The organism is Streptomyces sp. NPDC005423 (assembly GCF_040606415.1).
Classification (GTDB): Bacteria; Actinomycetota; Actinomycetes; order Streptomycetales; family Streptomycetaceae; genus Streptomyces.
In genome coordinates this window covers 1-14,831 of the sequence record NZ_JBEXET010000085.1, presented here as the reverse complement: position 1 = coordinate 14,831, position 14,831 = coordinate 1, and the positions used below count along the sequence as shown (strand labels likewise).

Annotated in this window: 11 protein-coding genes and 1 pseudogene; 7 read left to right on the top strand and 5 right to left on the bottom strand. The window is 65.9% G+C overall.

What is annotated here, in order from left to right; genetic code table 11:
- Window positions 1-645: 645 nt before the first annotated feature.
- The 3 genes from ABZT12_RS38570 to ABZT12_RS38560 all read right to left on the bottom strand — a co-directional run bounded on the left by ABZT12_RS38570 (window position 646) and on the right by ABZT12_RS38560 (window position 4,254).
- On the bottom strand, window positions 646-942 hold the full coding sequence (locus tag ABZT12_RS38570; protein WP_356394333.1) for a hypothetical protein: 297 nt from the start codon (window positions 940-942) through the stop codon (window positions 646-648).
- A 172-nt stretch (window positions 943-1,114) separates the two neighbouring features.
- Window positions 1,115-1,687: a hypothetical protein gene (locus tag ABZT12_RS38565; RefSeq protein ID WP_356394331.1), complete on the bottom strand. Its 573-nt coding sequence runs from the start codon at window positions 1,685-1,687 to the stop codon at window positions 1,115-1,117.
- Window positions 1,687-4,254, bottom strand: a complete 2,568-nt coding sequence (locus ABZT12_RS38560) for a DnaB-like helicase C-terminal domain-containing protein (RefSeq protein WP_356394328.1) — start codon at window positions 4,252-4,254, stop codon at window positions 1,687-1,689. The genes ABZT12_RS38565 and ABZT12_RS38560 overlap by 1 nt, the downstream gene beginning before the upstream one ends.
- A 320-nt stretch (window positions 4,255-4,574) precedes the next feature.
- Here ABZT12_RS38560 and ABZT12_RS38555 point away from each other — a divergent pair, with 320 nt between their 5' ends.
- On the top strand, window positions 4,575-4,958 hold the full coding sequence (locus tag ABZT12_RS38555; RefSeq protein ID WP_356394325.1) for a hypothetical protein: 384 nt from the start codon (window positions 4,575-4,577) through the stop codon (window positions 4,956-4,958).
- Window positions 4,959-4,983: 25 nt separating this feature from the next.
- On the opposite strand, the gene ABZT12_RS38550 is transcribed toward ABZT12_RS38555, so the two are convergent.
- Both ABZT12_RS38550 and ABZT12_RS38545 read right to left on the bottom strand, forming a co-directional pair.
- Window positions 4,984-6,009, bottom strand: a complete 1,026-nt coding sequence (locus tag ABZT12_RS38550) for an IS630 family transposase (protein ID WP_356394322.1) — start codon at window positions 6,007-6,009, stop codon at window positions 4,984-4,986.
- A gap of 273 nt (window positions 6,010-6,282) precedes the next feature.
- Window positions 6,283-6,936 (bottom strand): hypothetical protein, encoded by a 654-nt coding sequence (locus tag ABZT12_RS38545; RefSeq protein ID WP_356394320.1) that lies wholly within the window; start codon window positions 6,934-6,936, stop codon window positions 6,283-6,285.
- Between the two features lie 463 nt (window positions 6,937-7,399).
- On the opposite strand from ABZT12_RS38545, the pseudogene ABZT12_RS38540 reads away from it, so the two are divergent.
- The 6 genes and pseudogenes from ABZT12_RS38540 to ABZT12_RS38515 form a co-directional block, all read left to right on the top strand.
- Window positions 7,400-8,153: pseudogene (locus tag ABZT12_RS38540) on the top strand (transposase family protein).
- Between the two features lie 559 nt (window positions 8,154-8,712).
- Window positions 8,713-10,362: a PEP/pyruvate-binding domain-containing protein gene (locus ABZT12_RS38535; protein ID WP_356394317.1), complete on the top strand. Its 1,650-nt coding sequence runs from the start codon at window positions 8,713-8,715 to the stop codon at window positions 10,360-10,362.
- Window positions 10,363-10,414: 52 nt separating this feature from the next.
- The gene (locus tag ABZT12_RS38530) at window positions 10,415-11,176 is read left to right on the top strand and encodes a hypothetical protein (RefSeq protein WP_356394314.1); all 762 of its coding nucleotides are present in this window, start codon (window positions 10,415-10,417) and stop codon (window positions 11,174-11,176) included.
- A gap of 134 nt (window positions 11,177-11,310) precedes the next feature.
- Complete coding sequence (locus ABZT12_RS38525) at window positions 11,311-12,273, top strand: hypothetical protein (protein WP_356394311.1); 963 nt, start codon at window positions 11,311-11,313, stop codon at window positions 12,271-12,273.
- The gene (locus tag ABZT12_RS38520; RefSeq protein WP_356394308.1) at window positions 12,266-13,513 is read left to right on the top strand and encodes an aminotransferase class I/II-fold pyridoxal phosphate-dependent enzyme; all 1,248 of its coding nucleotides are present in this window, start codon (window positions 12,266-12,268) and stop codon (window positions 13,511-13,513) included. Before ABZT12_RS38525 ends, ABZT12_RS38520 begins: the two co-directional genes overlap by 8 nt.
- Window positions 13,510-14,831, top strand: a 1,322-nt coding sequence (locus tag ABZT12_RS38515; protein WP_356394305.1) for an MFS transporter, incomplete at its 3' end; no start/stop codon positions are given. The genes ABZT12_RS38520 and ABZT12_RS38515, both read left to right, overlap by 4 nt.

Sequence of the window (14,831 nt, the reverse complement as noted above, 5' to 3'; positions counted from 1 at the left end):
GACGACCATGACGCACCGAGCCTTCCGCAGAATCCCGGAGACCATGCCTGACCAGCGGAAAGTCAGCGATCAAGTTCGGTAAGGGGACGGCTTCTCAGTTCGGCCCGCCCCCGACGTTGTGGCCATCGCCGACGTACCGCACGCCGCTCACGTCCGAGGACTCGCTGGGCTGATCCCCGGTGCGCATGAAGCTCACCGCCCACCGCCCGCTGGGGCGTCGTACGCAGTGTTGGCCGAACCGGGAAGTTCAGTCATCGTCCGGAGCGGTCCCCACCCAGGCGACAGGCTGTCCTTCGGAGTTGGTCCCCAAGTGCGGGTACTCCGCTTCGTGTCCGATGTCCAGGACGCAGACCCTCCCCCCACCTGCCGTGCTTGCCCGGACACGAGCGGCTCAGCAGGTCGAGGTCGGCGCCCCGGACCGCTCGGTCGTACCGTTCCTGGAAGCGCCGGATCAGAGGGCTGAGCCCCTGCGCCGTGGAGGCTTCCAACGCGTCGATCTCTTGCCTGAGGCGCCGAACCTCGGGGTCCGACATCACAGCCTTCAGCGCCGTCTCGGTCTCCCACTGCACGCGCTGCCGAGCGAGCATCTCCCGGCGCTGCACCTCTTCGTTCGCCACCGCGTTCCCTTCCCCGACGGCTGCCACGTTACGGGCGCCGGTCGGCTGGCGCCGTCGGGCAGGCGATCACCGGGAACGCCGCCGTGTGCCCGCCGCCCGCGGTGAACGCGATCATGGCGGGCCTGGTCGGCCAGAACGGGGAGACGTCGATGAGGTGGTCGCCGTACCCGGGGTTGATGCGCAGCCATACCTCCACGCTGGTGATGCTGGCGCGGTACGCGGTCACCTCCCACGGCCCGGTCGTGAATCCGCAGGTGGCTGCCCGGGCGATCGCGGTGTCCGGGTGGTCGACGGTGGACAGGTGCAGGGCCGTGCCGTCGTACACGAGCCGGATGCCGTCCTGCTCCAGGTCCTGCCGCCGGGGAGCCTGGCGCAGAAGGCCGTACCGTCCCGGATCTTCAGCTGAGCCCTGTGCACTTTCTCTCCGTGACGTTCCCGGCCGACTGGTGACGATCTATCGAGCGGCCGCTGTCCTTCCACCTGCTTCGTGCGCGCTGCTACCGGACTTCGACGGAGTACGAGGCGCCGGGGAACTCCCAGCCGTCGGTGCCTTCGCCGATGTCCTCCACAATGACGTCGTCGATGAAGTGGTCCTCGAACTCGTCGTCAGTGAGTTCGCCGGCGAGCCAGAGTTCCTCGATCGCGTCCCAGTTGCCCCGGCTGCCGTCGATCCGTAGAGGCGCGGCGTCCACGGTGCCGCGTGTGCGCTCGTCGTCCCCGGTTTTGACGACGCCGCTGATCTCGAACTGGCCGTCCTTGATGTGGTCGGGGATCGGGTCGGCGGGGACGATGGCGACGTTCTCGTACGCGGTGTGGATGATGTCCAGGTAGCTGCGGCGGACGTTGTACTCCGCGTCGGACAGCCAGTTGACCAGAGTCTTGGTCGTCACGTGGAGGCCGGCGTCAGCGAGGGCCTCCTGCCCGCGGTGGGTCGCGGTGAGCTGGCTGAGCTGGGCGTGCCAGTGTTTGGCGTTGTAGGACGACAGCCGGTGGCGGGGGGTGACCTGGGCGCGCAGGAGGTCATTGAGGGCGGCGCCCAGGGATCCTCCGTGTCCGGTGGGGCCGGCCATCAGTCGTCACCTTCGGGAATCATCTCGCCTGGCTGGACGAACTTGGCCTTCACTTCGCCGAAGCCGGTTCCGATCCGGTACGTGGCGGGCGCGGTGCCGTCCGGCGCCCAGAAGACGGCCGCGTCGACGTTGCGCAATGCCAGGAGCTGGTGGCCTTCCTCGACGGCCCTGAAGGCCACGCTCCAGTGACGGACGGACGCCTCCGCGACCATGCTCATGCGCCAGTCCGGCCGCCAGAACGGGGATCGCTGGGAGGGGCGCTTGGGCCACAGCAGACGCAGGGCGATCGATAGGCGGGTCTTGTACGCCTTGTAGGGGTCGCCGCCGACCTGGACGAGCTCGGTGCGTGCCTTGCGGGTGGCCTCGTAGAAGGGCTTGAAGAGGGACTCGTTGTACTTCCCGGTCCAGGAGTCGTAGATGGTCGGCATGGCGCCGAGGTGGTTGTCCCGGACGAGTTTCTCCAGCTGCTTGATGTGGGAGGTGGTGACCCACACCCGGCCGTCCTCGTCGGGACGGTCGATGATCCGCCCCAGGGGGTGCGGCATGTCGGTGCGGGCCCACTCCGGGATGTCGATGAGATAGATGCCGGCCTTCGTCTTGTCATAGGCGTCGAGCGGGCCGGTGTGCAGGAGCTTGTTCGGGGCGAGGGGGACGCCTGAACAGGCGGAGGGGAAGCTGCCGTTGCGGTCGATCAGGCACAGCACGCCCTCGCCGAACGAGTCGGGCACGTCGATCTGGTCGCGCCTCACGCGCTTGCCGTTCGCCCGGATGTGGGGAACACGGGTGAGGGTGATGTCCGGGTGGACCCAGCGGGGCTCGCCGTCCATGTGCTCGCTGATCAGCGGCCACGGGCCGCTGTCGCGCTCCTCCTTGCGGATGACGGGGATCGGGTGCATCTTCGAGCGGCCGACCGCGTCCTTGAGGATCTTCAGAGCGGGGAAGACGTGCCCCTCGGGCTCGTCCTCCTCGTCGCCCGGCTTCAGCCAGTCCGCGCCGTCTTCCTCGTCCTCCGCTACGTCGTCGGGGGCCTGTCCGCTGTCCGCCGGTACGTGGACAGGGGCACTGGCAGCAGCGGCCTGCCCGGCGCTTGCGGCGGTGTCGGCGGACACGGGCGTGCCGTAGGGCTGCAGCGCGGCGGCGAGGCGGTGTCCCTCATGGGTGTCTGGCATCTCCGCTACCGATGCGGCGGCCTGGAGCAGCGATGGCAGGATGTCCTTCAGGGCCTCCTGGTCGCCGCTTGTGACTGCGGTCCGCCATGCCGCGAGCTCGTGGGTGAGGGCGGCGGGGATCCCCCGCTGTCCGCCGGACGTGTAGGGGAGGGCGGCTTCGGCCAGTTCCAGTGCCTTAGTTCCGCCGACGGCCGCGGAGAGTCCCGGGCCCGCCGAGCTGTCGGCACGGCCCAGGAGCGCGGCGCCGGCGTCGAGGAAGCGGGCGTGGACCAGATCGGGCTGCAGGTACGCCGAGCCGATCGTGCCGAAGTCGCGCTCCGCGACCGTCACTTGGACCCGGGCGGGGTCCTCGGTCGGCGCGAGCGTCAGCGTGACGTCGGCGTCCAGGAGATCCAGGAGTGCGGGATCGTCGCTGTCCACGATGGCGAGCACCGGCACGTGCAGCGTGCGCGCGAGGGTGGCCAGTACCTGGGAGGCGTCTGGGAGACGGTCCCCCGACAGCGGCAGGCGGGCGTTGTGGGCGGCTTGCAGGCGGTCTACGACCACGAGGGCCAGGTCCTCCATGTGCGGGGCGGTCTCCCTGATGTCGTCGGCGGTCAGGTCACTGCCGTCATCGATCATCAGGAGGTCGCCGGCCTGGATTAGTTGATGGGCGACCTGCTGTTCGTGTTCGGTGAGGCGGCCCTGCTTCAGACGGGCGTATTCACCGCCGGCCTCGGCGGAGATGATCCGGCGGAAGATGTCGTCCCGGTTCGGCCCCGAGGCCGCGTACAGGACCAGGGCGTGGTCGACGAGCGCCGTCTTCCGCGCGGCCGCCAGACCCAGCAGGCTCCCGCCGACACTCGGCCGAGCTGCCACGAGTGTCAGCTTGCCCCGCTGCAGACCGCCGGTGGCGGCGTCCAGGCCGGGCAGTCCGAACGTGGGGCCTCCGGTGGGGCCGGAGGTGAGGGCGGACCCCATGGCGTCGCCGAGCGTGGCGAGCCTGCGTGGCGTAGTGCCGCGGTCCTGGTTGGCTTGGCTGTTCACCGCACCTCCTGCGGTCGCCGCGCCCGGGTGCGCGGCCGTGTCGGACGAGAGGGCACCCACGTCGGTGACAGGGAGCAGTACCGCGACGGGCGTGGTGTTGCGCCGGAGCACCTGCGGCTGGCCCTTGGCTGCTCGCGTGATGAGATCACCGAAGTCCTTCTGTGCCGCGCTCAGGACGTGGGATGGGAACGCGCCGGGCTGTCGGGCTGCCGGAAACCGGGCCAGTGGTACCAGCAGGGCGTGATCATCCCGCTTGTGGATCAGCGTCGAGACCCCGTCCTCCTCCGCGCGCTTCACCAGGGCGAAGAGCTCCGTACGGGCCTCGGTCGCGGTCATCGCGGTCTCGGCCGGTGGCGTCTGACTCTGCCTCACTCACCCTCCCAGGAAACCAAACTAACCACCACGATAACAAAAGCCAGTCGGAATGTTCGAAGGAGTCACGCATTAATGCGCAAGATTCACTCACTTGTGAGATCTGCTGGCGGGAGTTGACCGGGCGAAGCGCTCGTCGGCGAGCGGCGGCGAACAGCCGCGCGACAGAGCGGAGGCCGGGGCCGCCTGCCCCGGCCTCCGCTCAGTGCGTGACGCTGTCGGGGATCTTGGTGACTCCTTCTATCTAGTGCCGCATCAAGCAACGTTCGCCCCGGCTTGCCGGACGGGTCCGTGACAGGTAGCCCGCGTAGTCTCGCGGGGTGCATTCTCATCTGCGCTTCGAGAACCCTCCCGCGCTGCCTCACGGGGTGGTGGTCGAGACGTTGGAGCGGGCTCTGCGTGGCCGCTCAGTAGAGGGCGAGGCGGCGGGAGTTCTGGTCGGCACCGCGTTGAACGACGATGACGCGGGGTTCGTCGAGCACTGGTGCGTGCAGGTCGGGACGCGGGCTGTGTCGGGTAGCCCGCTGCTCGGGCTGGCGGGCCTGTGCCTGGGCCATGCGGCTCGACGCTTTGGGCATCTGAGCGATGAGGCCCGTGCTCTGGCGGAGTCGCTGGCGGTGCGGGCAGAGGCGGACCCATCGGATGTGGACGGTCGGGCCCTCGACGGCTATGACGACGTCCGGAGCTTCCTTCACCTGTGGTGATGCCGCCTGCTGCTGCCGCTGCAGGTCAGGCTGCGTTGGCCCTCCTCACGAGGGCTTTGAGGTGCTTGTCGGCTGTGTGCTTGTTCCGCCACATGATGTAGCGGCGGATCATGCTGCCCTGGGCCTTGTGGGTGGGGTGGTCGGTGCCGTCGAGAGCGAAGTAGCGCAGGGCGGTGAACTGGGCCTCGATGCGGTTGAGCCAGGAACTGTTGGTCGGGGTGTAGGCGATCTCGACGTTGCTGGCCTGGGCCCAGTCGGCGACGCGGCGGCAGCGTTTGGTGGTCAGGTGCGGGGAGTAGTTGTCGCAGATGATCGCGATGCGTTTGCCGACGGGGTGGAGGGAGCGCAGGTAGCGGCAGAACTCCAGGAACTTGGAGCGGTTCTTGGTCTTCTTGATGTGGCCGTAGAGCTGGTCTTTGCCCAGGTCGTAGGCGGCGAAGAGGTGGCGGACGCCGTGCGGGCGGTTGTAAGTCGCGCGGCGGCGTGGGCGTGGTTCGCGGTCGGGGTCCTTGTGCTTGCCGCCGCGTCCGGTCCACTGGCGGCCGGGGTGGGGCTGGAGATTGAGGGGGCCGAACTCGTCCATGCAGAAGACGACTTCTGGCTCGTCCGCCTCGGGTATGACTTCGCCGTCGGCGATGGCGTAGAGGTGCTCGACGCGGGCCTTCTTGACCGTGTAGTCGGGGTCGCGGGAGGTCTTCCAGGTCTTCAGGCGTTGAAAGGTGACGCCTTCCTCGCGGAGCAGGATGCGCAGGCCCTCGTGGCTGATGTCGTCGACCACCCCCTCGGCAACCAGGAAGTCAGCCAGTTTGACCAGGCTCCAGGTCGAGAACGGCAGGCCGTGCTCGACCGGCCTGGACTTGGCGATCTTCTTGATCTCGCGGCGTTCGGGCAGGGTGAACGTCTTCGGCCGGCCGCCCTTGTACTTGGGGTAGAGCGAGGTGAAGCCGTCGGCGTTGAAGTTGTGGATCACTTCCCGGACCCGGTCAGGGCTGGTGAACGTCACCTCGGCGATCTTGGTCACGTCCATGCCCTGAGCCGATAAGAGCACCATCTGGGCTCGCCGCCAGGTACTACCCCGGCATCCTCACCGCCTTCAACCACGCGGCCGGGCCACTACGGGCGAAGGACGTCTGCGAAGCCCTCGGTCACGAACTGCTGCCGAAGAACATCGAAGGCACCCGCGCCAAGCTGAAACGCCTCGTGAAACTCGATGTCCTCACCGAAGTCGACGCCGGCAGCTTCACCAGGAAGCAGTAAGCGACCAGCAACCCTGCCACGTCCCTACCTCGATGTGACCAGTCGCTTCAATTGGGGGATTCGTCGGCTACGCGATCTCCAGGACCACAGCGGGAAGCTCGGCCTCCAGGACTTGTCTGCGTGGCAGGGAAAGGCCGAAGTATCGTTCGATGATCTCCAATGTGGTGCGATGCACTTCGCGGCGAGGCGCGGTGGCGTCTGGTAGGCCGGCAGCAATCAGCATCTCCTCGACGCGCACCGCCACCTCGCGATCACCGTTCACGCCGTCGTATCCCCATGAACGGTCCAGGTGGAGATTGAAGGCGCACATGAGACGATCGTCGTGAAGATAAGAGAACTGAGGCGGTACCGGCTTACCGTTCTCCTCTTCAAATTCCAGCTGGAAGACGTGTGCACCGCCGCGAGAAACAGGTGGCTGCGAGCCGAACTCCGCCTGCCAGCCACCGTACTTGACTGCGAAGACCCATTCGCCGATCTCTCCATAACGTAGACCTATCGCGGGGTAGGGGTCCCAGGGGCCGTCCTCCACGACATCGATCAGGTCCTTGCTGGTGAGGCGGCCCAGACCACGCGCCGTGCGCGTCGGCCCGAACACTGTCGCGGTCAGCCGAGACACCAGCTCTTCGACGTCCAACCCCCGAGCGAGCACCACACTGTAGCCACCGAAGGCGATCGACTGGGGAGCAGCAAGCCATGCAATTCCGTCGGTCATAGTGATCATCGTGGCGTACCTTTGCCGACCATGTCACGAGGCCCCACACCCACCCTCCCTCCAGCCAAGCTATTGCCCCGCCACACCCACTCGCCAACTGACGTGCTTCGCCATATCCGGAAACGGACATGAACCTCCGAACCGCCCTCTAAAAGAGGCGCTGCTTTCAACGGGTCACCACTGACGACCAGAACAGGGTGAAGGCTCAGCAAGCTCTAGGCGCTGGCCGACCTCAAGTTGAAGTGAGCGGCGTATCAGCATGCAGCGGTCTGTGGGTTCAGGCGAGGGTGCAGTTGATGGCAATGAAGAGAACCGCCAGGAGCGCCGTCAGCGGCTACGCAGACGAATGTGGACCAGTGAGCCCTTTTCAACCTGATGCCGGCACTGCGGAGTTGGGCTGCTGTACAACACGACGAAGCTCCTGGTAGACGGGTTCTCGACCACGATCACCCGTGTCCGCCAGGAGCTTCGCGTGCTTGTCTACCCGTCGTCGATCGATCTGTCCAGCCGCACTCTGCGCTTCCTGGCCCGGCACCTCCGTTCCCGACGGCTGGAGATCGGGACCCGGTGGCGACGCCTCACGGCCGCCGACAAGCCCTGCTCGCCCTGGCCCATCTGCGGTGCGGCGATACCTCCGCCCAGCTCGCCGCCGGGTTCCGCATCGGCCTCGCGACGGTGTACCGCTACATACGTGAGGCCGCCGACATCCTGGCCGTCCTCGCCCCGTCACTCACCGAGGCGATGAGGTCGGCGCGGACGAAGGCGTTCGTGCTGCTGGACGGCACCCTGCTGCCGATCGACCGGATCGCCGCCGACACCCCGTACTGCTCGGGCAAGCACAAGCGTCACGGCATGAACGTCCAGGTCCTCACCGACCCGTTCGGCCGACTCCTGTGGGCATCCCCGGCGCTGCCCGGATCTACCCACGATCTCACCGCCGCGAGGACTCACGGGATCATCGACGCGCTCGCCGATGCGGGGCTGAAGTGCTGGGCGGACAAGGCCTACCAGGGCGCCGGCCGTCACGTCCGCGTACCGTTCCGGGGCCGCCGACTCAAGCGATGGAAGCGACGCCACAACAGCAACCACGCCAAGATCCGCTGCCTCGTCGAGCAGGCCATGGCCGTGCTCAAGGGCTGGGCCTGCTCCGAAAACTCCGCTGCAGCACCAACCGCATCATCGAGATCGTGAAGGCCGTCCTCGTCCTTCAACTCGCCTCAACCTGAGGTTGGAAAAGCCTCACTGACCCGCAGGTCCTTCGCGATCACCGAACTCGCCTCACCCCGGGCGAATTTCTCAGCCGCTGCGACCCGTAACTCCTCGCGGAACTACTGCCGTTCGGCAGTCAGCCCGCCCGCCTTGTGGATACCGCATACCCCCGGTGATACCGCACGGGCGACGAACCGTCAGCCCCTACGACACCACGAGTTCAACCTCAGTAACTCACGCCATCGGATCCTGAAAGCTCGCGGAGCTACATGCAGAGCGCAAATCATCTTCAAAGACCCTGCCGTAAGAGCGATTTAACTCGCAAAAATATATCTAAACGCCCACCCGGAGGGCGTTACGGCGCGACCGACCGTCAAATTCGATGAGAAATTATTGGTGATTTACATCACGTTCAGGTGGGGGAACTTTTCGAGGCGTGCCTACGTCTTAATGGTCGAACCATCATTGTCCATTGACCGCCGATTCGCACTGAAGGGTCAACTCAGTATGAAATTATTTTTACCGCTGGAGCGATGTCGTATCGACGTCGGAGCCAAAGCGAATCGCCTACGGAGAATGCGCAGCGCTGGATTCCCCGTACCTGTCGCTTACGTAATCAGCGACGAAGGATATTCCCAGGCCAGCGCCGAAGAGCTCGCCGAGGACGTGCGGGAGCTGATGGAAACGGTCTTCGCCGGATCCCCGGTGGTCGTGCGCAGTTCCTCGGCTGATGAAGACTCGCCGCTCGCGAGTGCCGCCGGTGTGTACGAGTCGTACCTGAACCGCCGCACGGCGGACGAGGTCCTCACTGCCATCCAAGCGTGCAGGGACAGCGCGGACTCCGTGGACGCGGAGGCATACCGCTCGATGCATGGCGCGACGGAACGCGCGCCGATGAACGTATTGATCCAGCGTATGGTGCCCTGCGAGGTCTCGGGCGTCCTGTACAGCAGGAATCCGATCGTGGAGAACGCCACGATGCTGGTGGAGTCCAGCAAGGGGCTGGGTACCCAGGTGGTAGCGGGGCTCGGGGCCATGGATCGCTTCACTCTCACGCGCACCGGTGGAGCCGCCTCCCTCGTCGGCCGCCGGGACTGGGCCGTGACCGAGGGCACGTTGCGCGAGAGCCTGGCGACACTGGGGCACAGCCTGGAAGCCGAATTCGGCAACCCACAAGACATTGAGTGGGGTTTGCACGAGGGGCAGCTGTACGTCTTCCAGTCCCGCGACATCGTTGCCCCGCCGGTGGCCCAGCCGCTGCGTGCGACCCGGCCCGAAACCACCGGAGCCGTCGCCGTCGACGAGTTGCTCTCACCGGGATACGGCGTCGGAGTACTCACGCCCGCAGGTGAAGGTCCGGCGCGTCCGGGTCAGGTCGTCATCCTGGACGGTATGCCCACGTCCAGCGAACTCGACCGCTTGCGGGATGCGGCGGCACTGGTCGTCCGTGTGGGTAACGCGCTCTCCCATTCAGCTGCTCTGACCCGTGAACTTGCCATCCCCGCTGTGCTGTTGACTGATGTCGATACACCCAGCAGCCTTGTCGGTGTGCCGGTCCTGGTGGATGCGGTAACCGGCCGTCTGGCGCCTTTGCTGGAGCTTCCTCCCATCGAGCGCAAGAAGGCGATCTTCGCAGCGATGCGCCAGGCCGGTCTGCGGGGCACGGCGGGACATCACTATCAGGGGCGCTACGAAACAGTGCTCTTCGACCCTGTGTTCCAGGAGCGGGTACGTGCCTATCTGGGCACTCATGATGTCGAGATCATGGATCGCGTGCAGAGCATCCTGCCCTTCGATGATCCCGACCGCTCGTACTGCGGGATCAGCGCCCGGATCCAGAGCAGCGAGGGCGCATGCCGTGTGCAGTTCAAGCGGGCGAATCTGCTGCCGGACCGGCCGTTCCGGTTCGACGAGGAAGTTCACGTCGGCGTGGAGTCAACGGATCTCGGTGCCGAACTGCTGCGGTCCTTGCATTACGTCGACCGTCCCGCCCAGGAGCGGCGTATCGAAACGGCCGAGGTGAACGGGGTACGGCTTCAGTTCAACTTCTGGCCCGGCGCGAATCAGTCCTATCTCGGGCTGGAGAGCGAAAATACGGAAGCTGTCGAGAATTTCTTGGTGCTCTGTGACGTCCCGATCGCCGAGATAGCACCGCTCGATGGCAAGGACCTGTTCGACATGCTCGGACTGGGCCTCGATGCATTGCATTTCACCCAGAAGTCCTGAGGCAGAAGCTGTCCATCCCTATGCGTTTCCGGCCCCTACCTAAGGTGTTTCTGTGACCATCAAGCGTATTGTCGTAGTGTCCGACTGTACCGATGTGGCTTTCGTTGAAATGCGATCCTCTATCTTCCGCGCCGCTGAGTCATACAATCCGGATGCGGACATCCGAATTGAGCCGCTGGTGCCTGTCCAGCCTTTCTCGGTCCTCAATGCCGGATTCATGGTGCGGCTGGTGGCGGAGATATCCACACCCGACACCATCATCATGTTCATCATGAACAGCATCCAGGAGCGCACCGAGCGCATCATCGGCCGAACCGAGAACGGATTCGTCTTCGAGGGGACGAACACCGGGGCGGCGGGGTGGCTCGTCGACGAATTCGGCGTCGCGGAGTGCTACGAGGTCCACGACCCTGGTTTCGTGCCGTTCGGTGGGAAGTTCGTCCACGGCCCCGCCGTCGGACAGTTCGCGGCCGGCAAGCCGATGTCGGAGATCGGTACGCCGTTCCCGGCCGACAAGATCCGGCGCACGCTGCCCACCGAAGGCACCATCGTGCACGTCGACAACTTCGGCAACGCCAAGTTCCCCATGCGCGAGCAGAGCTTCGAGTATGGCGACAAGCTCGTCGTCGAGGTCGGCGGAGAGACGTTCAACGCCGTGTACTGGAAGCGGATGATGGAGCTGGAAGACGGCACGTGGGTGGTCTACCCGGGCAGCTCTTTCGATCTGCACGAGTTCGGCGAAGTCCGAGGTAAGGGTGTGCTGCCTTACGGTGTGGGCGCGGGACACGAGATCACGGTCAAGCCCGCCACCTGAGGCAGCCTGATCACCCGCTGCCGGAGGCCCTACCGTCTCCGGCAGCGGCCCCAGCCCGCACGGCGTGCTCCCGGGCGGGCGACCCCCGTCGGGGGGTGCCACGGTTGCGTGCCCCTTCATCACAGGAAGACTCGATGTCTCGTCTGCTGACCAGTGCTCCGCCGACCGGCCCTCTGCATTTCGGGCACTATCGGGGTGCGGTGCTCCCCTTCGGCCAGGAGATGGAGGGGTGCGACGAGGCGTATTTCACCGTCGCGGACCTCCACATGCTCGCGCCTCGCGCAGACCGCACGGTCACTGCCGAAATTCCGCACCGCTGCCGCACGCTGGTCGCCGAGTGCATAGCCTCGGGTGTCGACCCTCTGCGGGGCGTGTTCTACCGGCAGTCGGAGGTCCCGGAGCTCTCCCTGATCCACACTCTGCTCCAGAACTTCGCCAGCGTCGATGAGCTTTCCGTCCAGGCCGGCTTCCTACGTCGCGCAACGGGGCCAGACAACCCCGCGTCCCTCGGCCTGCTCGGCTGGCCCGTCCTGGAATCCGCGGACATCATCGGTATCGGTGCCACGCGCGTGACCGTCGGTGAGGGCAACGCAGGCCACGTCGCCCTTGCCCGTACGCTGGTTGACCGCCTCCAGAAACAATGGGATGTCGTTCTCCCTCGGCCGGTCGTCGTGGTCTCCACCCTGGACCTGCCCGGCTTGGACGGCGGACGGAAGATGAGCCGCAGCCGGGGCAACACCATTCCGCTCCGCTCCGGCAGGGCAGAACTCGGCACAATCGTCGCCCACACGAAGATGTGGGCAAAAGACGGCCGCTGCGTTCCTCAGGTTTACCTTGAAGCCCTCGGTCGCACCGAGGAAGGCGACCGGATCGCTGACGCTCTGCGCCAGCGCGAGATGACTCCGGAGCAAGCCCAGGAACTGCTGCTGACCAGGCTCACCGAAGTGATCGTCCCCATCAGCGAGCGGATCAAGGAACTCGAAAAGGACCCGCCCTCCCTCGACCTCCTGCTGGACGAGGGAGCCGAACGCGCACGCGACCTGGCCTCAAACGCTCTCCGTACCCTGCGCCGGAGCCTGGGATTCAAGCGTGGCTGACAGGCCGCCGGCTTCCGGACACTTCACCGCCGGTCACATCCCCGGTGCGTCCGACGCGGTCAGGCACCACGACTTCTCTTCCGCACCAGGGACGACCGTGCCGGGACAGCTCATCGGCCTCGACATCGCCGATATGGATTTCTCCAGCCCTCCTGCTGCCCTGGAAGCCGTACACGCGCGGGCGGACCGCGACAACATCCGCTACACCCTTGCCTCCGAGATGCTCCGTGGCCGGATCCGTGAATGGTACGCGGACCGACACGACTGGCAGGTGGGGGAAGACGAGATCCTGCTCCTGCCCTTCGGCGTTAAGGCAGCTCTGCGCATGGCGCTGGAAACGTGCGCCGACCTGAGCCGCCCCGTCGTGGTCTGTACCCCGGTCTACAGCGGCATCCTGAAGGTGACCCGCGCGGTGGGAGCCGCCGTAAGAACCGTGCCCCTGACGCATGACCTGAATCTGCGTTACACCCTGGACCCGCAGAGGCTCGCGGACGAATTCCGTTCATCCGGCGCCAGGACGTTGGTCTTGTGCAGCCCACACAACCCGGTCGGACGGGTATGGCTTCCCGAAGAGCTGGCCGGTGTCGCAGCCGCAGCCGAACAGGCGGGGGTCCTTGTCATCAGTGACGAGGTGCACAGCGACCTCGCCTACCCCGGCGTGCGGCACCGCCCCTGGGGCACTGTGGCCGACAACCGTGACTGGATCGTCCTGCACTCTGTCGGCAAGACCTTCAACGTCTCAGGGCTGCAGACATCGTTTGCGGTGACCGGCTCTCCCGCCCAACGCCGGGCCGTCTTGAGCGGCCTCAATTCCTGGGGATACTACGAAGGCAGCTTCTTCGGTGACGCCGTCGCCCAAGCCGTCCTGGCCCCCAGCAGTCATGACTGGCTGGACGCACGTGTGCGCCACCTCGCCGGGACTGCGGCTGTCACCCGCCAGGCCTTGACTGAGTTTTCCCTCCCACTGCCGAGCAGTGAGCCGGAGGCCGGGTTCCTCCTGTGGATCGACGCTCGCGCCTTGCGGGTGACCGGGGAAGTACCGGAGCTGGCCGAGCGGATAAGACTGCACACCGGGGTACGCCTCCTTGACGGCACCCGGTTCGGCGCATCCCCGGGATTCCTGCGTCTCAACTTCGCCACAGCCCCACAGTCGCTGCGCACAGCCGTGGAACGACTGAGCGACCTCGCCACACGGACCGGGCCGTTCGCTCCCACTGACTTCGCAGGGAAAACAACATGACCGAAGTGGAAACCGCCGGCACGGGCGAAAGAACCAGGACTCGCTCCAGGAATGGTGCACTGGCCCTGCTCTGCATCGCACAGCTGATGCTGATGATCGACTTCTCGGTCGTCAATCTCGCACTTCCCGATGTCCAATCCTCCCTCACGATCACGACGAGTTCCTCCCTGCGGATCGTGACGGTCTACGCTGTCGCCTTCGGCGGTCTTCTGCCACTCGGCGGTCGGCTGGCCGACCTCGTCGGCCGCCGCCGGACGTTCGTTCTGGGACTCACGGCCTTCGGCGTGGCGTCCCTGATCGGCGGCGTCGCCCAGGGCTTCCCACTTCTCCTCGTCATGCGCGCCGCGCAGGGAGCTGCGGCAGCCTTGATCGCACCCGCCCTCCTCTCCCTCATCACTACGTCGTTCCCCGAACCCGGCTTCAGACAGCGGGCCTTGGGTTGGTTCGGCGCAGCCACAGCGAGTGGTTTCTCCATCGGTGTCGTCCTCGGCGGGCTCCTCACGGAACTCGTCTCGTGGCGTGCTGTCCTGCTCATCAACGTCCCCTTCGTCGCGATCGTCGCGCCCCTCGCTCGCGTACTCCTCACTGAATCGGGGGTCGTGCCCAAACCTCGCCGCTACGACATCCCCGGCGCTGTTCTCGCCACGCTCGGCTCCGCAGCCCTGTTGCTCGGCATCAGCGAAGCCGGCGCCATAGGCTGGGACCCGGTAAAAACCGGTCTTCCTCTCATCCTGGGTGCTGTTCTCAGTACTTGCTTCATCTTTGTCGAGCGGCGTGCGGTCGCCCCACTGATACCGCTGCGTATCTTCTGCATCCGTTCCGTCAGTGCGGTCAATACCGTGGTGCTGTTCGTAACCGGCATCATGGGCGCGTTGACACTGCTGTTGTCCCTGCTCTTTCAGAACGTCCGGCTGAACGGGCCGATCGGCGCCGGAGTCTCCGTGCTGCCGCTCGGTATCGTCACCGCGGTGATCTCGCAGCTCACGCCCCGCTTCGCGGCGGCGTTCACTGCACGGCGTGTTCTGATCACCGGTATCGCCGTCTTCGCCGTCGGCCTCGTCATGCTCGGAATGGCAGACGCCAATAGCGGATACGGCTATCTCGTGGTAGGCATGGTCATCTGCGGCCTCGGTTTCGGCCCTTTCTTCGTAACGGCCGCGATGACGGCAACCGCCGATGTTCCCGACGCCGACCAGGGTCTGGCCGCTGGCCTGATCAATACTGTGAGGGGCCTCGCGTTTTCCGGACAGGCATCTGACTGTCTATTTCACGCGGCGATTCGCAACTTCTCGTGCTCGGCGTGGACTTCGCGCGGAGG